At 30.4% G+C, this 18,456-nt stretch carries 19 protein-coding genes; 10 read left to right on the top strand and 9 right to left on the bottom strand.

Annotated elements, in window-relative coordinates; genetic code table 11:
- Positions 1 to 187 precede the first annotated feature (187 nt).
- Both purU and APS56_RS04490 read right to left on the bottom strand, forming a co-directional pair.
- Positions 188 to 1,042, bottom strand: coding sequence for a formyltetrahydrofolate deformylase (gene purU, locus APS56_RS04495; protein WP_054725201.1), 855 nt, complete (start codon positions 1,040 to 1,042; stop codon positions 188 to 190).
- Positions 1,043 to 1,363: 321 nt separating this feature from the next.
- Positions 1,364 to 1,759: a hypothetical protein gene (locus tag APS56_RS04490; protein ID WP_054725199.1), complete on the bottom strand. Its 396-nt coding sequence runs from the start codon at positions 1,757 to 1,759 to the stop codon at positions 1,364 to 1,366.
- Positions 1,760 to 1,880: 121 nt separating this feature from the next.
- Between APS56_RS04490 and APS56_RS04485 the strand changes: the two genes are divergently transcribed.
- Positions 1,881 to 2,321, top strand: coding sequence for an Lrp/AsnC family transcriptional regulator (locus tag APS56_RS04485; protein ID WP_054725196.1), 441 nt, complete (start codon positions 1,881 to 1,883; stop codon positions 2,319 to 2,321).
- 52 nt (positions 2,322 to 2,373) lie between these two features.
- On the top strand, positions 2,374 to 2,979 hold the full coding sequence (locus APS56_RS04480; protein ID WP_236778460.1) for a DUF1684 domain-containing protein: 606 nt from the start codon (positions 2,374 to 2,376) through the stop codon (positions 2,977 to 2,979).
- 55 nt (positions 2,980 to 3,034) lie between these two features.
- Here APS56_RS04480 and crcB read toward each other — a convergent pair whose 3' ends face one another.
- Positions 3,035 to 3,400: a fluoride efflux transporter CrcB gene (gene crcB, locus APS56_RS04475; RefSeq protein ID WP_054725183.1), complete on the bottom strand. Its 366-nt coding sequence runs from the start codon at positions 3,398 to 3,400 to the stop codon at positions 3,035 to 3,037.
- A complete protein-coding gene (locus APS56_RS04470; RefSeq protein WP_054725180.1) occupies positions 3,401 to 4,423 on the bottom strand; it encodes an SRPBCC family protein in 1,023 nt (340 codons plus the stop codon).
- A gap of 575 nt (positions 4,424 to 4,998) precedes the next feature.
- Here APS56_RS04470 and APS56_RS04460 point away from each other — a divergent pair.
- Positions 4,999 to 5,385, top strand: coding sequence for a pyrophosphohydrolase domain-containing protein (locus tag APS56_RS04460; protein ID WP_054725174.1), 387 nt, complete (start codon positions 4,999 to 5,001; stop codon positions 5,383 to 5,385).
- Positions 5,386 to 5,429: 44 nt separating this feature from the next.
- Here the strand turns inward: APS56_RS04460 and APS56_RS04455 are convergent, their stop codons facing one another.
- Positions 5,430 to 6,494 (bottom strand): branched-chain amino acid aminotransferase, encoded by a 1,065-nt coding sequence (locus APS56_RS04455; protein WP_054725172.1) that lies wholly within the window; start codon positions 6,492 to 6,494, stop codon positions 5,430 to 5,432.
- A 171-nt stretch (positions 6,495 to 6,665) separates the two neighbouring features.
- Between APS56_RS04455 and mnmC2 the strand changes: the two genes are divergently transcribed.
- Positions 6,666 to 7,376 (top strand): tRNA (5-methylaminomethyl-2-thiouridine)(34)-methyltransferase MnmC2, encoded by a 711-nt coding sequence (gene mnmC2 / locus APS56_RS04450; protein ID WP_054725160.1) that lies wholly within the window; start codon positions 6,666 to 6,668, stop codon positions 7,374 to 7,376.
- A 101-nt stretch (positions 7,377 to 7,477) separates the two neighbouring features.
- Positions 7,478 to 8,386 (top strand): TIGR01777 family oxidoreductase, encoded by a 909-nt coding sequence (locus APS56_RS04445; protein WP_054725157.1) that lies wholly within the window; start codon positions 7,478 to 7,480, stop codon positions 8,384 to 8,386.
- Positions 8,387 to 8,423: 37 nt separating this feature from the next.
- Here APS56_RS04445 and APS56_RS04440 read toward each other — a convergent pair whose 3' ends face one another.
- From APS56_RS04440 to APS56_RS04430, 3 genes are read right to left on the bottom strand one after another with little or no spacing between them, the layout of a single operon-like run.
- Positions 8,424 to 8,807: a gamma-glutamylcyclotransferase family protein gene (locus tag APS56_RS04440; RefSeq protein ID WP_054725154.1), complete on the bottom strand. Its 384-nt coding sequence runs from the start codon at positions 8,805 to 8,807 to the stop codon at positions 8,424 to 8,426.
- Between the two features lie 19 nt (positions 8,808 to 8,826).
- Positions 8,827 to 9,468, bottom strand: coding sequence for an MOSC domain-containing protein (locus APS56_RS04435; protein WP_054725151.1), 642 nt, complete (start codon positions 9,466 to 9,468; stop codon positions 8,827 to 8,829).
- A 59-nt stretch (positions 9,469 to 9,527) separates the two neighbouring features.
- Positions 9,528 to 10,829 carry a carboxypeptidase-like regulatory domain-containing protein gene (locus APS56_RS04430; RefSeq protein WP_054725148.1) on the bottom strand — a complete coding sequence of 434 codons (1,302 nt, stop codon included), beginning with the start codon at positions 10,827 to 10,829 and terminating at the stop codon, positions 9,528 to 9,530.
- A 181-nt stretch (positions 10,830 to 11,010) separates the two neighbouring features.
- Here APS56_RS04430 and bshC point away from each other — a divergent pair, with 181 nt between their 5' ends.
- From bshC to APS56_RS04405, 5 genes are all read left to right on the top strand, one after another.
- A complete protein-coding gene (gene bshC, locus APS56_RS04425) occupies positions 11,011 to 12,603 on the top strand; it encodes a bacillithiol biosynthesis cysteine-adding enzyme BshC (protein ID WP_054725144.1) in 1,593 nt (530 codons plus the stop codon).
- Positions 12,604 to 12,606: 3 nt separating this feature from the next.
- Positions 12,607 to 13,980 carry a pyridoxal phosphate-dependent decarboxylase family protein gene (locus tag APS56_RS04420; RefSeq protein WP_054725141.1) on the top strand — a complete coding sequence of 458 codons (1,374 nt, stop codon included), beginning with the start codon at positions 12,607 to 12,609 and terminating at the stop codon, positions 13,978 to 13,980.
- Positions 13,981 to 14,040: 60 nt separating this feature from the next.
- The gene (gene guaA / locus APS56_RS04415; RefSeq protein WP_054725139.1) at positions 14,041 to 15,576 is read left to right on the top strand and encodes a glutamine-hydrolyzing GMP synthase; all 1,536 of its coding nucleotides are present in this window, start codon (positions 14,041 to 14,043) and stop codon (positions 15,574 to 15,576) included.
- Between the two features lie 213 nt (positions 15,577 to 15,789).
- Positions 15,790 to 17,721: a LysM peptidoglycan-binding domain-containing protein gene (locus APS56_RS04410; protein ID WP_054725137.1), complete on the top strand. Its 1,932-nt coding sequence runs from the start codon at positions 15,790 to 15,792 to the stop codon at positions 17,719 to 17,721.
- 26 nt (positions 17,722 to 17,747) lie between these two features.
- The gene (locus APS56_RS04405; protein WP_082379244.1) at positions 17,748 to 17,975 is read left to right on the top strand and encodes a DUF3820 family protein; all 228 of its coding nucleotides are present in this window, start codon (positions 17,748 to 17,750) and stop codon (positions 17,973 to 17,975) included.
- A 66-nt stretch (positions 17,976 to 18,041) separates the two neighbouring features.
- Here the strand turns inward: APS56_RS04405 and APS56_RS16925 are convergent, their stop codons facing one another.
- The gene (locus APS56_RS16925) at positions 18,042 to 18,218 is read right to left on the bottom strand and encodes a hypothetical protein (RefSeq protein WP_157757602.1); all 177 of its coding nucleotides are present in this window, start codon (positions 18,216 to 18,218) and stop codon (positions 18,042 to 18,044) included.
- Positions 18,219 to 18,456 lie beyond the last annotated feature (238 nt).

Genomic DNA, 18,456 nt, shown 5'->3' with positions numbered 1-18,456 from the left:
TATGCTGTTAAAAATAATGGACTTAAACAGTCGTTTTTTTAATAAAATAATATTTAATCCTTTGTTGTTATATTTTATGTTAGTTATTCATTATAGACACTGAAAAATAATAAGGTCACATTTTAACAATGATTTTGTTTATTTTGTTTGAAAATGTGTTTTATTTTAATACACAAATTGAAGTCTCTTAAGAAAAAATCACTGTTTTATTATTATAAACCATTACCTTTCTATTGGTATGTAATTTAATAGCGTTTGCTAAAACGATTTTTTCTAAATCGCGTCCTTTTGCTATTAAATCTTCAATGTTATGTGTGTGTGAAACATAAGCTACATCTTGTTCAATAATTGGACCTGCATCTAATTCTTCAGTTACATAATGACTTGTTGAACCAATTATTTTAACACCGCGTTTGTGCGCAGAGTGGTAAGGCTTGGCTCCAACAAAAGCAGGTAAAAAAGAGTGATGAATGTTAATAATTTTATTGGTGTACTTGCTAATTAATTTGCTTGAAACTATTTGCATATATCTGGCAAGAACAATAAAATTAACATTAAATTTTTCAAGCAGCTCCAATTGTTTTTGCTCAGCGTCTTCTTTTGTGTCTTTGGTTACTGGAATGTGGTAAAACGGAATTTTAAAACTATCGGCAATTGGTTTTAAATCATTGTGATTACTAATTATAAATGGGATTTCTAAATGTAGCTCTCCAGAATTGTACCGCCCTAAAATATCATAAAGACAGTGGTCGTATTTTGAAACAAAAATGGCCATTTTGGGTTTTCTATCAGAGGAATAAATTCGCCATTTCATATTGAATTTTTCAACCAAAGCATTTTTAAATAATGTTTTAAATGCATCAACAGAAAAATCAGCGGAACTAAATTCACTTTCCAACCTAATAAAAAATATATCTTGTTCTCTATCAACATGCTGGTCGATATAAACAATATTACCGCCATTTATTGCAATAAAATTAGTTATAGAGGCAATGATGTTTGGGCGGTCTTTACAATGGATTAATATGGTGATTTTATTCATAAATGTATTTACTCAATTAAGGGGCTAAAAGTAGCTTAAATATGCTAAATTTCATAATGTAATTTATTCATTACCTATATTGTAGGTATGTGATATTATTGAATTATATAAAAAAGTCCTACCGAAGCAGGACTAAATATTTTTATCTAAGGCATATAGCCTTATGGTGATAAGATTAAAAATTAGAAAACACCATATTTTTATTTAACAATCGTAGTTTTTATATTAAAATGTTTTTTTTATAATTCCTGTAGCAATACTTATTTGAGTTTAAAACCAAAGCTAAAATATGGAAAGTTCAATATATAAATTAATAATCAATTATAAGGTAAGTAACCAAGAGCGTTGAAGTTTTTTAAACTTTTTTAGTTCAGTACGTAAAATAGGTAAAAAATCTTTTCCATTACTATTTGAACGTTCTAAGCGGTATGAGTTTTTGTACAGCATATTTGTTAATCGCTTAAGTGAAGCGATGTGTTTGTACTTTCTTTCTGAGTAACGTTGTCTTTCTGCATTTAAAATTTCTGGAGCCAATGAAACAGATTGTTGTACAATATCTCCAGAGAAATAGATATGCGGATTTTCAGATCCATCTTCCTTTAAATCAGATAAATCATGATTTAAATAAGTAGAAATATTTTGCGATAGTGCAAAAATCTCAATGGCTTTTTTGTAAATCGGTAATTCCGATAGATTTAGTGGGGTATTTGATGACATTCTTTTCTTTCTTAGCAATTATACCAAAATTACTTACTAAAAAATATAATCTACTTTAATTTTTAAAGTATATTGGTATATTTGCTTTAATATTTTATGTATTATTATTAAATTTTTTAAAATGAATATTGATAGACTTAATTCAAAGATTTTAAAGTGTTTACAAGAAAATGCAAGACAATCAAATGCCGAAATTGGTAGACAAGTAGGTATTACATCTCCTGCCGTGTCAGAACGTATAAAAAAAATGGAAGATTTGGGTGTTATTGAGGGGTATAAAACCATAGTTTCACCTTTTGAAATTGGGTATCAACTTAGGGCCATTATTACATTGCGTGCATTTATGGGCAAGCTAAAGCCTTTTCTTGAAAAAGTAAAAACGTATGATGAAGTTATAAATTGCTACCGAATAACTGGTGATGAAAATATAGTCATGGAAGTTGTGTTAAAAAATCAAAAGCACTTAGAAAACTTTATAGACCAACTTATTGTTTATGGCGAATCTAAAACACAAATAGCCTTATCTCATGTTGTAAAGCAAAAAGCTGTTAAAAGCTTATAAAAGACAGAAAATAAAAATGAATTATTTTATTTTTGAAATGAAAAACATTACAATGAAAATAGTATTCTTATTTATTTTATCTATGGTTTGTTTGACAAATTGCAGTCAAAAAAAACGACCAATTCAAGGTGAAACAGAGTTTCAGAAAAATCTTAATGCTACATATAAAGACGCAACTACATCTCCTTTAAAAGATAAAGATAGAAAGAATTTTAAGGGTTTAGATTTTTTTAAGTTTGATTCAACTTATGTGGTCACTGCTGTTTTAAAAAGGACTCCAGATACCGAGTATTTTGAAATGCAGACAACCACTGAAGAAGTTTCTAAAAAACGAGTTTTTGGAGTGCTACATTTTACACTACACAAAAAAAAACATCAGTTAAACATCTATCAAGATCAAGATTTACTTGAAAAAGAGGGTTTTGAAGATTATTTATTTCTTCCATTTTTAGATGAAACCAATGGTTTAGAAACCTACGGAGGTGGCAGATATATTGATGCAAAAATTCCTGAAGGAGATACTTTTATCATTGATTTCAATAAGGCATACAATCCGTATTGTGTGTATAATGAAAAATATTCTTGTCCGCTAGTTCCAAGGGGAAATTTTTTAAAAGTGAAAGTAGAAGCTGGTGTAAAGGCTTTTAATAATTATTAATTTAAATGAATAATTGTATTTTGTTCATAAAGTATGGTGCTTTATGTTTTCAATCTTATTTAACTAAAAACATACCAAAAAAGACCGCTAAAAAACCAATAACAAAGCTTGAAATTGAATAAATAGTGAAACTAATAAAATCTCCTGATTTTAAAAATACATGGTTTTCGTAAGCAAAGGTTGAAAAAGTGGTAAAGCCTCCACAAAAACCAGTAGCTAATAACAATGTTTGGCTCTGTGTAAGACTATCGTTTTTAGCAGCCAACCCTAAAATTAAGCCGATAAGCAAGCTCCCTAAAATGTTAGCTGCGAACGTGCCATAAGGAATACCGCTTTCAATATTATTTAGATATTTGCTTATTAAATATCTAAGCACACTTCCAAAACCACCGCCTAAAAAAACGAGTAAAATACTTTTCATTTATTCCGTTATAGCTATAAAAATTTGTGTGACCCAATTGGCAGGGTTGGGAGTATTTACAGGGTCTGTTAAGTAAGTTTCTAACATTGGACCATTATTATCCAATGTAAAATCATTTTCAGGAATATAATTCATTGTAGTTTCCCAAGCTTCTTTTAAATGATTATAGTTTCCTTTAAGTGTTGTTGAAATAGCTTTGAAAGGCATAAGCTGTCCTGTTAAAATATCGCTTTCAGTTGTAATAACCTTTGTGGTAGTTGGTATGCAACAAGAAAACATAGCAGCATTATTTTGTTCATCCCATTTATGATAATAGACAAAAGGAGCTCCTGCTATTTGGATATTGTTTTTTAGAGCGAAATTTTGAATTTGAGGAAACATTTCTTGCATTTTTGTTTCCAATTGATCTATTTTACAAGATGCAGTATTGTATATATAATACCCTCCACTATGCTCAGTAATACCATTTATTACCACACTATATTTTTTCATGTTACTCACAATAACACTATCTAATTTTTCTAATCCGCGTTCAAAATATGGACCTATTTGTTTTTCCATACCGCCAGAAACTGTAGAATAGGCTTTGAAGTTAAAAGGCAAATCTTTACCTGTAATAGTCCAAGTTACCTCAGTGAAATCATTTTCTTTTGAAGTAAAATTCCAAGTAATGTCAGAAGCCGGATAATCTGCAAATTGCATTTGCTGGGTTATGGTTTTATTGGGAGTGGCTTCAATAGTTTTTATAGTACCCATACCATCTTCTTCTTCCCAGGAATAAGCTCCGTTTACGCCTTGAGTTTGTTCTGGATAAGTTAATTTTATAGTCGGGTCTTTTTCAATCCATGCAGACCATGATTCCCAATTTTTAAAGTCAATAATATTATTGTAAATAACAGCAGCCGGTGCTTTGATGGTTTTGCTACGAGAAACTTCAAAAAAATTTGGTTGAACGGCAATATAAATAGATGTGCCTATAATTCCAATGAGAATTAGAAATAGTAGATATTTAAACACTTTCATGATGGTTTTGTTGAGATGAATTTAAAACCAAATATAATCATTTTTAAACTTTAAGAAGTTAAATGATTAGATGCTTAATAGAACTGCTAAATATTAAACAATTAACAATTGAATTAATCGATTCTGAAATATAAAATCAAATGATTTTATTGAAATAAATAATCTACTTTTTGTTGACGCTGAAAGTTAATAGTAATACATTGATAACAAGAAGGATTGAAATGATAATGATTACTTTCATTTTTTAGCTGTTTAGACGTTAGTTATTATATAGATACACAAAAGTCAACTTGGTTGCGTTGAAATCTTGGTGTTTTTTTATAAAACTCCTAAACATTTGTTTTTATTGTCTTTTGTGCTATCTAAAAATAAATTTAATAGCAGTAATAAATAAAATAAAGCCGATAAAAGCAAGTAAAACCCAAATACTGCCAGAATAAAAACGCTTATGAAGATTCAAATCTTTTCGGTAGGTGTAAGTAATAATAATAGCGAAAACAATAAAAAATAAAATTCCGAAAATGATTTGACCGTTGCTGAACATATAGTTATTTTTATGCAAATTTATGAAATTTATGAAAAGTAAAATAGAGGCTGTAAAAGCATTTCATGAGGCATTTAAATTAGGGCATAGTGAAATTCCAAAAGCAGATTTGGGAGTTGCAAAAAACACCTTGCGATTTAATTTAATGCAGGAGGAGAATGAAGAGTATTTAGAAGCTGCAAATGAAAATAATTTAGTAGAGGTAGCAGATGCTTTGGGTGATATGCTCTATATTTTGTGCGGAACCATAATAGAGCATGGTATGCAGTATAAAATAGAAGAGGTTTTTGATGAAATACAACGTAGTAATATGAGTAAACTGGGGGCTGATGGTCAACCTATTTATCGCAAAGATGGAAAAGTGTTAAAAGGGCCAAATTATTTTAAACCAAATATTCAGTCTATTTTAGATAAATAAAAAAAGAAGCCTAATGGCTTCTTTTTTTATTATTAGAAAAGAATTTAAATTTTATATCTCCATCCAAATGAATCATCAGATTTATTGGTTTGAATGTCAGTGATACGTTTTTTTAAACGTTCTCCATAACTGTTTGCTATTTTAGGTAAATCATAGTCTGTGTCTTTGTAACCAAAAGCAGAAATGGGAGAAATAACGGCTGCTGTTCCTGCTCCAAACATTTCTTTAAGTGATCCGTTTTTAGATGCTTCAACCACCTCTGTTACGCTTATTTTTCGAACTTCAAAAGGTATGTTTTCAGATTTAGCTATTTCAAGAATGCTTTTGCGAGTTATGCCATCTAAAATACGATCACTAGTAGGACCTGTAATTAATGTGTCATTTATGCGAATAAAAATATTCATAGCTCCAGCTTCTTCAATATACTCATGCGTAGTATCATCTGTCCAAATAACTTGTTGATAGCCTTTTTCAACCGCCAATTGTGTTGGGTAAAATTGTCCAGCATAATTTCCTCCAGCTTTAGCAAAGCCAACACCTCCATTTGCAGAACGCGAGTAGGTTTGTTCTATTAATACTTTTAATTGTCCTGAAAAATAAGCTCCTGAAGGAGCTGTGGCAATAATAAAAGTATATTCATCAGCTGGAGAAGCATGAAATCCATTTCCTGACGCAAAAATAAAAGGTCTGATGTATAATGAACTACCATCTTTTTTAGGAATCCATTCATCATCAACTTGTAGTAAGGCTTTTAGGCCTTCTATAAAATGTTCTTCTGGTAATTCGGGAATTGATAAGCGTTTAGCCGAAATGTTTAAACGTTTCCAGTTATCTAAAGGGCGAAATAGAAAAGTATCTCCATTGGCATCTTTATAAGCTTTTAAGCCCTCAAAAATTGATTGCCCATAATGAAAAATTTTAGCAGATGGATCTAAAGTAATAGGTTCATAAGGAACAACTTTAGGGGCTTGCCATTTACCTTCTTTATAAACGCCAAGTAACATATGATCAGAAAAGACTTTGCCAAAACTTAAGTTATCAAAATCTACATTGCTAATTTTTGAGGTCGTTGCCTTCTGTATTTCTATGTTATTTATTTCTGTGCTCATTGCTCCTATTATTATATCGTACAAATTTAGGTAAATAAGTATTTATAAAAAAAGTATAAGTTGTCAAAAAAAGCGTGGCTTATAGCTTATTTTTACAAATCTAGTTCAGAAGGTTAGTCTTTTGCTTTAAAAAAAAGATACACTTCAATAAAATGATAAAAAAAGAATTCAATGAAACGTGAAATAGTAATTACTGCAGATGGGTCTTCAACCATTCATTTACCAGATTGGGATGAGCAATATCATTCTAAACACGGAGCTATTCAAGAGGCTTGTCATGTTTTTATAAAACAAGGCTTGCATTATTTTTATGGTTTTGATGCGAATAATAGCAAATTAAGTTACCCTAATTTTGTAGAAGTGTCAATATTAGAAATAGGCTTTGGAACAGGTTTAAATGCTTTTATTACTTTGTTAGAAGCTGAAAAAATGAATATTAAAGTGAATTATTTTGGTGTTGAAGGTTATCCTGTTTCAAATGATGAAGTTTTACAACTTAATTATCCGGCAGAATTAAAAGCAGATAATAAAGCATACGTTTTTCGAAAATTACATCAAATACCTTGGGAAACCCAACATGTAATTTCTGATACATTTTCATTAACTAAGCAGCAGCGTTTGTTTTCTCAAATTGAAGATAAAAATGTATATAATCTTATTTATTTTGATGCTTTTGGTGCTCGTGTACAACCAGAATTATGGACAGAATCTATTTTTAAAAAAATGTATGATGCTTTAAAAGGTGGTGGTGTTTTGGTAACTTATGCAGCTAAAGGAAGTGTGCGTCGTGCTATGCAAACGGTAGGGTTTTTAGTTGAAAAATTGCCAGGCCCACCAGGAAAACGAGAAATGCTTCGTGCAACAAAACAAACAATAATTTAAACTGAAACATACTATAATTTTTTAACGTTATATTTTGTTAAATCCAACCTAAATATCCTGTTAAATGTATATCCTTTTTGTAAATTTATATAAAAATAAAAATGCGCATTTTAATTACAGGAGCTACAGGACTTATAGGGCAGGAGATTGTAAATCAATGTCATAAAAAAGATATAGATGTTAATTATTTAACCACTTCAAAGGCTAAAATTTCAACCGTCAAAAATTATCAGGGGTATTATTGGAATCCTAAAAAAAATGAAATTGATACCAATTGTTTTGATGGTGTTGAAACTATTATTCATTTGGCTGGGGCTTCTATATCTAAACGGTGGACAAAAGCTTATAAAAAAGAGATTATTTTTAGTAGGGTAAAGACTACTGAGTTATTGATAAATTCATTAAAAGATATTCAACATCAAGTTAGGCATGTGATTTCTTCTAGTGCTATTGGTATATATCCAGATTCACAAACCAATTATTACGATGAAAATTTTGAAGAAGTAGGAGATTCTTTTTTGTCTTTAGTCGTACAAAAATGGGAAGCTGCAGTTGATGGGTTTTTAAATTTGAAAATTAAAGTATCAAAAATTAGAACAGGATTGGTTTTATCAAATAAAGGCGGAGCACTTCCTCAAATTGTTAAACCAATAAAGTTTGGTTTAGGGGCCTCGTTTGGTACGGGGAAACAATGGCAGTCATGGATTCATATTAAAGATTTAGGACGGTTGTTTCTATTTGTTACTAAAAATGAATTAGAAGGCGTGTTTAACGGCGTGTCTCCAGATACCATCTCCAATCATGAGTTTACAAAAATAGCAGCACATGTTATTGATAGTCCTTTATTTATGCCAAATATTCCTAAAAGTGTCATGAAGTTTGTTTTAGGAGACATGTTTATACTGTTGTTCCTTAGCCAACGTGTTAGTTCTAAAAAAATTGAGGATAAAGGATTTCAATTTAGATTTCATCATTTAAAACCAGCATTAGAAGATTTACTCATAAAATAGTATGAATAAAATCTTGTTAATTATTCAAAAGTAAGTATTACGGATTTAAGTAATCTCCAGAATGGATGCGTTTTAAATGCTGTACAGGATAGTTGAAAATATATACCCAAGCTTGAATATTATATTTGTTTTCTAAATAAACCATTATTTTTTTCTTTATATATAAAGGAGGTGTTTCGTTTGTACCTTCATAGGTGTCCAAAACGCTGAAGACGTTCTCTGGATTTATTATTTTTAATGCAGTACCATATATTTTATCTGTTTTAAAATCACTTAATATGGCAGCAGGATATTCGCCAACATCATAAAGTTTTCCTTGAATATAACCTTGACCTATAATTTCGGAATGTTCATTAAGAAACTTTGATATGGGGTTTTTTAAGGACTGCAGTAAAGTACCATAGACAAATAAATAAGACATATTTGATAACCTAATTGCTTTAATGGGTTAGTATAAACTTTTTAAACTTTTCTCTTTTTTTTAGAGGCAAAGCTTCATTGTTTATAGCAAGTTTTAGTAGATTTTGGTCTTTGTCTTTATCATACAATAAACGAAATAATTGAGCAACTGTTAAACTCTTCTTAGGGCGTTTTTCTAAAATGAGTTCATCTCCAATTTTAACAGCGCCTTCTTTTAAAACTTTCACATAAGATCCTGGTAAACCATGGGTTATGAATTTTTTTAAAATGTTTTGATTCTTAAATTTTATGCCTAATTTATAACAGGGTTCTCTGGACTGCGAAATTTGTATTATTGCATCTCCAACTTTATATACATCTCCAACAAATATTTCTGTTTCGTCCATGTGAGAAATAGTTAGGTTTTCTCCAAACATACCCCATTCCCAATTTAAGTTTGGATATAGATTTTTCCAGTATTTGTAATGCATTTCTGAGAATATATAACAAGCTTTAAATTCTCCTCCGTGATATTTCCTATCTATAACGCTATCATCTTTTACATCATTTTTTCCTAAATAAATAGGAAAATTTGTTGGTGTTTTATAAATCCCTGTGGTTTCTTTTTTACCATTCCAAGTAATTATGGTTGGTTTTGCTATGTTGGTAGAAATAATTTTCATGGTTCGATAAATGTAATATTTATTTCGAACTTGAACTTGTTTTTGTAAAATGTTTTGTATTAAGACGCTATTTTACTTAACTGCTTATTAATTTTTTTGATAGCAGATTCAATCGATTTTTCTGGTTCTATGATATTAAATTCACCCCAAAAATCTGGGTCTGAAAAACCAGAAGCTTGATCACTTAATATAACAGATGGTTTGAGACGTTCTTTAGGTCTGTCAATGCCCGAGGTATTTTCTTCCCAATCTGTAATAGCCATTTCACTGCTCAAAGTATAGGAACTATTAAACAGTTTGTGCTTCCATTTTACTTTAAAAGTAAGTGCTATATTGCTATATCCATAATGCCATTTACCGTCTTTTATTCTGTAATCTACTCGATAGGAAGCCTCAGTAGGGTAGGCGTCCACTCTGTTAGGTTTTTTTTTGACAAACATTTCACTTGATAAAATTTTATTGGTAACATTCAGTTTGTAAACAGCACTTGTTATTGCTCGAGATTTTGTATCTATAAACAATTTTCCATAATACATAGGATATTTAATGTATGGTTGCTGCTTAAAATCAATAACAAAAACCTCGCTGCCATTTATTTGTGATGTCTTGGCATAACTAAAAATATAATCAGAAAGATTATCTTCATTAAAAATAAATTCAGGATACTTCATCATATCCGTGTACAAGTTGCTAAAAGGACCGCCTTGAAGTTTTAAAGCTAAAGTGTCAAGTTTTGAATAATCAGTACTTTTTCTAGCCTTAATAAGTTTTACGGCGTCATTTTTATTGGATTTTAGAGGCTGTTTATAAACCTCAACTACGGCTTCAGAGAGAGAGGCATTTCTATTGCGTTTTTTTATGGTTTCTCTATAAAAAGCAGTCATCAACGCATGATTGTTATAATAATTATCTCCTTTTCGTTTTAATGTTTCTCTAACTAAAGCTTCTGCATTCTTAATAGTTTTTAAATTGACTTCATTTAGTGTTATAATTGCTTCATTTAAATAAATATGATTTATTGGATTGTTTAATTCAGATAAAGAGATTTCTAAATCGTTATACCCTAAGTGAGAAATAATAACACTACTTTTTAAATATAATTCAGGAACTTTAATTAAGAATTCACCATCAGTATTAGTTACCGTACTAATATTTGTATTTGTAATGTTTAAATTAGTATAAATCAACGGTTTTTTTGATTCTTTATCTAAAATGATTCCTTTATATTCAGTCAATACTGGTGTAAGTGGCAGTTTCTGATCTTGCATCGCATAAATATTTTGATGATGAAAAAAGACAGTCATTAAAACAAGAGTGGTAACATAAAATATAATATTCGGTTTTGTTATTGTTGGTTTCATAATTTAGAGGTTTAAAGAGTGTGTTTAGATGTAAGTTACTGATAATTAGTATAAATAAAAAATATTTTAAGAAGTATTTAGGGGAGTGTTTGAAATTTTGATTGTTAAAAAAATACTAAAAAAATCTGATACCTCGTAAATTTCTAAAAGACACTATCTTTACATAAATTTTTAAAGTATCATGCATACAGATTCTATTGCATTTAAAAAAACGGGCTATTTTTCGTCACTTATTTGTGATTATTTAGATGAAAAACCAGAACTTAAAAAATTCTATAAGCATTTTCCTAATGTTGAGAATTTTAAGCTTCAAATTGAAGCGAAATCTAATTTTAATCAACAATCGAGAGAGATTTTAACCGCTGTTTTAAAAAAACAATATCAAAAAATTGAGGCCTCAGAACTTTCAAATCTTCATATAGATTTATTAAAGGAGCCTAATACTTTTACCATAACAACAGGACATCAGCTTAATTTATTTACTGGGCCTTTATACTTTTTATATAAAATAATATCCACTATTAATTTAACAAAACAGTTAAAGCAAGAGTATTCCAATTATAATTTTGTCCCCGTCTATTGGATGGCTACAGAAGATCATGATTTTGAAGAAATCAATTATTTTAATTTTAAAGGAAAGAAAGTTCATTGGAATAAAGAAACAGGTGGTGCCGTGGGAGAATTGTCTACTGATGGGTTAGAAGCTGTTTTTAATTTGTTTTCTCAAGATTTAGGAACTGGTAAACATGCGGACTGGTTAAGAGAGCTTTTTAAGAAAGCATATTTAAATCACGATAATTTAGCCGATGCTACACGATATTTAGCCAATGAATTATTTAAAGACCATGGGTTGGTCATTATTGATGCCCACGATTCGGATTTAAAACGGCAATTTATTCCTTTTATTGAAGATGAATTAATAAACGGAACATCTTTTAAAACTGTTGCGGAAACTAACAAACAGCTTGTAAGCTTAGGATATAATATTCAAGTTAATCCTCGTGAAATTAATTTGTTTTATTTGACAGATCATTTAAGAGAACGTATTGTTTTTGAAGATGATGTTTATAAAGTTGTAAATACCAATTTAACTTGGAATAGGAGCCAGCTATTAAAACACCTCAATGAAGCACCAGGACGGTTTTCGCCTAATGTGATTATGCGTCCGTTGTATCAGGAAGTAATTTTGCCAAATCTGTGTTATATTGGTGGTGGTGGTGAGTTGGCTTATTGGTTTCAGTTGAAAAATTATTTTAAAACAGTTAATGTGCCTTATCCTATGTTGTTATTGCGTAATTCTGTTTTAGTTAAAACACAAAATCACCATAAAAAACTTGAAAATTTAAATATTTCAAAAGAAGATATCTTTTTAAAACGCAATACATTTATTAATAAAAAAGTGCGAGAAATATCAAATATTGATATTGATTTTTCATCACAAAAAAATGCCTTGAAACAGCAATTTGAAAATTTATATGTATTAGCAGAACAGACAGATAAGTCGTTTTTGGGAGCGGTAAAAGCACAGGAGGTGAAGCAATTAAAAGGATTAGAAACTTTGGAAAAGCGTTTGTTAAAAGCACAGAAAAACAAATTGTCTGACCAAGTTTTAAGAATGACAGATCTTCAAAATGAATTATTTCCAAATGGGAATCTACAAGAGCGTAATGTTAATTTTTCTCAATTATATTTGGAATATGGAGATGCTCTTATTTCTAAATTAATCGAGGAATTAGCACCTTTAAAAAATAAGTTTTTAATTGTAACACTATAAAATATGCACAAAATAGACATTGAATTAATAGAAATGACAATGGATATTATGAAATATGCTATCAATAGAATTTCTATATCTCAACCTGAAATTGGAGTTCCAAAAAGTGCAGATGATTTAAAGAAATTAGTGGGTGAAACTATAACTGAAAAAGGTATTGGTGGTGAAGTGGCTTTTAATTTGTGGAAAGAACATTTAGTAAAAGCTAACGTTCCAGTTGATCATCCAATGCATTTGGCTTTTGTACCAGCATCACCAACTAGAGCAGCCATTATGTTTGACTTGGTCACTTCTGCCTCTAGTATACATGGGGCATATTGGATGGAAGGTGCTGGGGGAATTTTTTGTGAAAATGAAGCAATGAAATGGTTGGTTTCATTAACAGGATTGCCAAGTGGTGCATTTGGTGTTTTTACAAGTGGTGGTACAGCGGCTAATTTGTCGGCTATTGTAACTGCAAGAGAATATTGGCGAAGTTTAAATAGTGAAAATCAATTTAAAAAAGGGTTGATTATTACCTCTATTGGGGCTCATTCTTCTGTGAAATCGATGGCAAAGGTTATTGATGCAGATGTTTTAATGGTGAAAACTGAAGAACGATTAGAATCAGCCGAAGTGCAAAAAGTTATAAATAATTTAAGTGAAGAAGATCGAACGCGCCTATTCGCTATTGTTGCCACTGGAGGTACAACAAATGCAGGTATTATAGATGATTTATTAGGAATAGCAAACATTTGTGAAAATGAAAATATCTGGTTTCATGTGGATGCCGCTTATGGGGGCGGAGCTTTAGCAGCAAAATCTGTGCGACATTTATTTACAGGTATTGAAAAAGCTGATAGCATTACTATCGATCCTCATAAATGGTTATTTTCCCCTTATGATTGTGGTGCTGTACTTTATAAAAATCCGGAATTGGCAAAGCAAGCACATTCGCAAGAAGGTTCTTATTTAGATATTTTTAAGGATGAAGGATCAAACGGTTTTAATCCTTCCGATTATCAAATTCAATTAACAAGACGTGTTAGGGGCTTGCCTCTTTGGTTTTCTTTAGCTATGCATGGTACAAATAAGTATGAAGAATCAGTAGAACGTGGTATTGAGTTGGCGCAAATAGCCAGTAAGCTGATAAAAAATGCCAATCATTTAGAATTGGTTAGAGAGCCAGGTTTATCTTGTGTTTTATATAGAAGAATTGGTTGGAAACCTGAAGATTATACCAATTGGACATTTGAAAATCATAGGAAAGGATTAGCATTAGTAACCCCTACAAAATGGGAGGTTGATGGAACTTATGAAACAATTTCTCGATTTTGTTTTATTAATCCAGACACTACAGAGGCTGATATAGAGGTGATTTTAGATTCTATGTTGTAAAAAAATAAAAAAATAAACTATTGCAATTCGTCAATATAAAATCTATTGTTATTTTTGCGCATGCAACATGACAAGGTACTTATTTTAGACTTCGGATCGCAATACACACAACTTATTGCTCGTAGAGTTAGAGAACTCAACATTTACTCCGAAATACATCCATTTAACAAAATTCCAACCAACTTAGCAGAATACAAGGCTGTGATTCTTTCTGGCAGTCCGTTTTCGGTGCGAAGAGAAGAAGCGCTGCATCCTGATTTATCTGAAATTAGAGGAAAAAAACCAATGCTAGCCGTATGTTATGGCGCACAGTATTTAGCTCATTTTTCAGGGGGTGAAGTAGCGCCATCTAATACTAGAGAATATGGTCGTGCTAATTTGTCTTTTATCAAAGGTAATGAACCATTTTTGGCTCATATACATACCGGAAGTCAAGTTTGGATGAGCCATTCTGATACTATTAAAAAATTACCAACGAATGGTGTGCTTATTGCAAGTACACATGATGTTGCTAATGCAGCTTACAGAATTGATGGTGAAGAAACGTATGCTATTCAATTTCATCCTGAGGTATATCATTCAACAGATGGAAAACAATTATTGCAAAACTTTTTAGTTGATATAGCTGGATTACATCAGGATTGGACACCAGATTCTTTTGTAGAAGAAACCGTAGAAGCTATTCAAGAAAAAGTAGGAAAAGATAAAGTTGTTTTAGGACTCTCAGGAGGTGTAGATTCTACCGTGGCGGCTGTTTTACTTAATAAAGCCATTGGGAAAAACTTATACTGTATTTTTGTGAATAACGGATTGTTACGTAAAAATGAATTTGAAAGTGTTTTAAAACAATACGAGGGTATGGGGCTTAACGTAAAAGGCGTTGATGCTTCCAAACGATTTTTAGATGCTTTAGCCGGAATAGAAGATCCAGAATTAAAACGTAAAGCTATTGGTAATGCCTTTATAGAGGTTTTTGATGATGAAGCCCATAAATTAACCGATGTAAAATGGTTGGCTCAAGGTACTATTTATCCAGATGTTATTGAAAGTGTTTCGGCAACGGGAGGACCATCGGCAACTATTAAAAGTCATCATAATGTAGGTGGGTTACCAGATTTTATGAAACTTAAAATTGTCGAACCACTTCGTGCTATTTTTAAAGATGAAGTAAGACGTGTTGGAGCTACTTTAGGTATCAATCCTGAGCTTTTAGGACGCCATCCGTTTCCTGGGCCTGGTTTGGGTATTCGTATTTTGGGAGATATTACGGCTGAAAAAGTACGTATTCTTCAAGAGGTTGATGCTATTTTTATTAATGGGCTAAAATCATGGGGGTTGTATGATAAAGTTTGGCAAGCAGGCGCCATGTTATTACCAGTTAATAGTGTAGGTGTTATGGGGGATGAGCGTACTTATGAAAAATGTGTGGCACTTAGAGCGGTAGAAAGTACAGATGGTATGACAGCAGATTGGGTAAATTTACCTTACGAATTTCTTCAAAAAACATCAAACGATATAATAAATAAGGTAAAAGGAGTTAATAGAGTTGTTTACGACATTAGTTCAAAACCACCAGCTACTATTGAGTGGGAATAAAATTCCTGCTTATTCGGAATTTTATAATATGAATCATAAACGCAATAGATTTTCACCAATTATTTAGTTTATTAAATCAGGTTTTATTGAAATAGTTTTTTTTGGCATGCTAAATGTTATAATTAAAAAAAAGATATTGGTTTCATCCTTAACCCGAAAATAATCGTATATAACTGAGCTTTTATTATATATTTATTAGCAGAATAGAACACTATGAATAGATTTTTTTTAGTACTAATTTTGATTTTAGTATCTAGTTTAACTACTGTTACAGCACAAAATTTTAGTACACATCAAGTAAAAAGCGGAGAAACAATTGATGCAATAGCAAAACGTTATTACATTACACCTTCAGATATTTATGATTTAAATCCTGATGCCAGAAAAGAGTTAAAACCTAATACGGTTTTAATTATTCCGTTGACTAAAGCGGTTAAACCTGAAATTACTATAGTAAAAGAGCTACAAGGTTATAAAACTCATAAAACAAGTAGAAAAGAAACTTTATATAGTTTAGCTAAAACATATAATGTAACTGAAGATGAAATAAAAAAACATAACACTTTTTTATATGCTAATCCATTAAGAAAAGGCGATAAACTTCAAATTCCCATATTTAAGGTTACAGAAGTTGTTAAGGAAGTAAAACAAACAAAAACATATACAGTTCTACCTAAAGAGGGTAAATGGCGGGTGGCTTATAAATTTGGAATTACGGTTAAAGAATTAGAGGATTTAAATCCAGAAATGGGAGCTGTTTTGCAAGAAGGACAAGTTTTGAATGTACCCAATATTGAGGACGAAGAAGAAAAGGTTGTTGATGAAAATTATAGCTATTATAAAGTATTGCCAAAAGAGGGTTTTTACAGATTAAAGCTTAAAATAGGTGTGGAACAAGAAGTATTAGAATCATTAAACCCTGGACTAAAGGAAACAGGTTTAAAAGTAGGTATGATTTTAAAGATTCCGTTTTCTCAAGTGGCTTCGGGTATAGAAGAGGCTTCAAAAAAGATAGATTTAACTAATAATATTAAAAATTTTGAAACTAAACATATTGCTGTTATGTTACCTTTTAGGTTACATCGTGTGCGTTATGATTCTGTTTCAGGTATAAAAAATCATATTAATAAAGACCCATATTTAAATGCTTCATTAGATTTTCATTCAGGGGTTTTGGTGGCCATTGATTCTCTAAAACAATTAGGTGTTTCATTAAAAGTAGATGTGTATGACACAAAATATGAAGTTGGTGAAGTTATTAAAATTATGAAAGAAAATAATTTTGAGAATGTAGATGCTGTTATTGGGCCATTAACACCTAACACATTCGAAAAAGTTGCTTCAGAATTAAGAGGTCTGCATACACCAGTTATTTCTCCAATTGGTGAAAATTTAAATTTATATGATAACGTTTTTCAATCTAAACCATCTGAAAAGTTATTTAGAGATAAGATTGTAAATTATATAAAAGCAGACAGTTTGGTTAATAATATTGTTATAGTGTCAGATTCTAAAAATACAGACGTTGCCAATAGTTTGTTAAAAGATTTTTATCAAGCAAAACAAGTGCGTTCAAGAAAAGATAAAGAAGGTAAAGAACAAAATTATATACTTATTGATGATATAAAAGGAACGTTAAAACCAGGGAAAAACGTAGTGTTTTTAGAAACGAATAGTGAAGGGTTGGCTTCAAATGTATCCAGTATATTAAAGTCATTAATTCAAAAAGAAAATAAAGAAACCGGAAAAGCTAAAATTGAAATAGTGTTAGTAACTACCAATTTTAATAGTGCATTTGAAGGAGATCAAATTTCAAATGAGCACTTATCTAGTCTTAAGTTTACCTATGCAGCGGCATCAAAACCTTATAATTCTGATGCAGCCAATTCATTTATTAAAAAATATGTAGGCATTTATAAAACAACTCCCAACAGTCGAGCTACAAAAGGGTTTGATTTAACTATGGATGTGGTATTGCGTTTAGTAACTTCAGATGATATTTATATGTCTGTAAATGAAGCTGCTTTAACACAATACGTAGAAAATAAATTTGCTTATAAAAAGAAAGCTTTTGGAGGTTACTATAATGAAGCTGTTTATTTAGTAAAGTATGAAGATTTGAGTATTGTAGAAATAGAACAGTAAACAATATAATACAAATCCATCTATAGGTGATTCCAGATAAAGATTTTTTGATTAAACTGGCACATACCAAAATGCCTTTTGGAAAATATAAAGACCGCTATTTAATTGATTTACCGGAATATTACATTGTTTGGTACCATAATAAAGGTTTTCCTAAAGGAAAATTGGGTGATATGTTAGAACAAGTTTATGAACTTAAATTGAATGGTTTGGAAGATTTGATTAGGAATATTAAACAGCGGTATCCTCGATAGATTTTTAAACTTTTAGGAAATTGGTGTTGTTCGTTATAGTTTTATTAAATTAATTTGTTTATTATTTTATTGATTTGATTTTCTGTTAAAACAGGCTCCAAATATTTTTTTTAACTCGTATGAAGTGTCTTTGATAATTGTAAGTTTTTCTGAATTGTAATTTGATAAGAAATCATTTCTCGTTTTTACAGAACTAAATCGAGAAATTCCTTTGTCCTCAAATTCTGATTTTAAAGATTTCAATGATTATATTGTTCCGTATATTCTTACCATTTATAATTTTTTTCAAATTAGAGTGAAAGGAATAATAAGGTTTCCTTTCAATGGAACTTTATATGTTAATAAACTGGGTTCAATATTTTTATTCATACAGTCAAATTTTTTATTCATAGAATAGATTATTTTTCTTACTAAAAAATAGGTTAAAATCTCGCTTTTAAATATCTAAAAACAATTCGCTAATAACTATTTAAATTTTGTA

It is taken from the genome of Pseudalgibacter alginicilyticus (genome assembly GCF_001310225.1).
In the GTDB taxonomy this organism is placed as follows: Bacteria; Bacteroidota; Bacteroidia; order Flavobacteriales; family Flavobacteriaceae; genus Pseudalgibacter; species Pseudalgibacter alginicilyticus.
Note: the sequence above shows the minus strand (reverse complement) of the source record. Positions and strands in the feature narration are given on the sequence as shown.

Coding starts and splice junctions, on each gene's coding strand:
- purU (WP_054725201.1), bottom strand. CDS start 1,042: ATGAATAAAATCACCATATTAATCCATTGTAAAGACCGCCCAAACATC.
- APS56_RS04490 (WP_054725199.1), bottom strand. CDS start 1,759: ATGTCATCAAATACCCCACTAAATCTATCGGAATTACCGATTTACAAA.
- APS56_RS04485 (WP_054725196.1), top strand. CDS start 1,881: ATGAATATTGATAGACTTAATTCAAAGATTTTAAAGTGTTTACAAGAA.
- APS56_RS04480 (WP_236778460.1), top strand. CDS start 2,374: ATGAAAATAGTATTCTTATTTATTTTATCTATGGTTTGTTTGACAAAT.
- crcB (WP_054725183.1), bottom strand. CDS start 3,400: ATGAAAAGTATTTTACTCGTTTTTTTAGGCGGTGGTTTTGGAAGTGTG.
- APS56_RS04470 (WP_054725180.1), bottom strand. CDS start 4,423: ATGAAAGTGTTTAAATATCTACTATTTCTAATTCTCATTGGAATTATA.
- APS56_RS04460 (WP_054725174.1), top strand. CDS start 4,999: ATGAAAAGTAAAATAGAGGCTGTAAAAGCATTTCATGAGGCATTTAAA.
- APS56_RS04455 (WP_054725172.1), bottom strand. CDS start 6,494: ATGAGCACAGAAATAAATAACATAGAAATACAGAAGGCAACGACCTCA.
- mnmC2 (WP_054725160.1), top strand. CDS start 6,666: ATGAAACGTGAAATAGTAATTACTGCAGATGGGTCTTCAACCATTCAT.
- APS56_RS04445 (WP_054725157.1), top strand. CDS start 7,478: ATGCGCATTTTAATTACAGGAGCTACAGGACTTATAGGGCAGGAGATT.
- APS56_RS04440 (WP_054725154.1), bottom strand. CDS start 8,807: ATGTCTTATTTATTTGTCTATGGTACTTTACTGCAGTCCTTAAAAAAC.
- APS56_RS04435 (WP_054725151.1), bottom strand. CDS start 9,468: ATGAAAATTATTTCTACCAACATAGCAAAACCAACCATAATTACTTGG.
- APS56_RS04430 (WP_054725148.1), bottom strand. CDS start 10,829: ATGAAACCAACAATAACAAAACCGAATATTATATTTTATGTTACCACT.
- bshC (WP_054725144.1), top strand. CDS start 11,011: ATGCATACAGATTCTATTGCATTTAAAAAAACGGGCTATTTTTCGTCA.
- APS56_RS04420 (WP_054725141.1), top strand. CDS start 12,607: ATGCACAAAATAGACATTGAATTAATAGAAATGACAATGGATATTATG.
- guaA (WP_054725139.1), top strand. CDS start 14,041: ATGCAACATGACAAGGTACTTATTTTAGACTTCGGATCGCAATACACA.
- APS56_RS04410 (WP_054725137.1), top strand. CDS start 15,790: ATGAATAGATTTTTTTTAGTACTAATTTTGATTTTAGTATCTAGTTTA.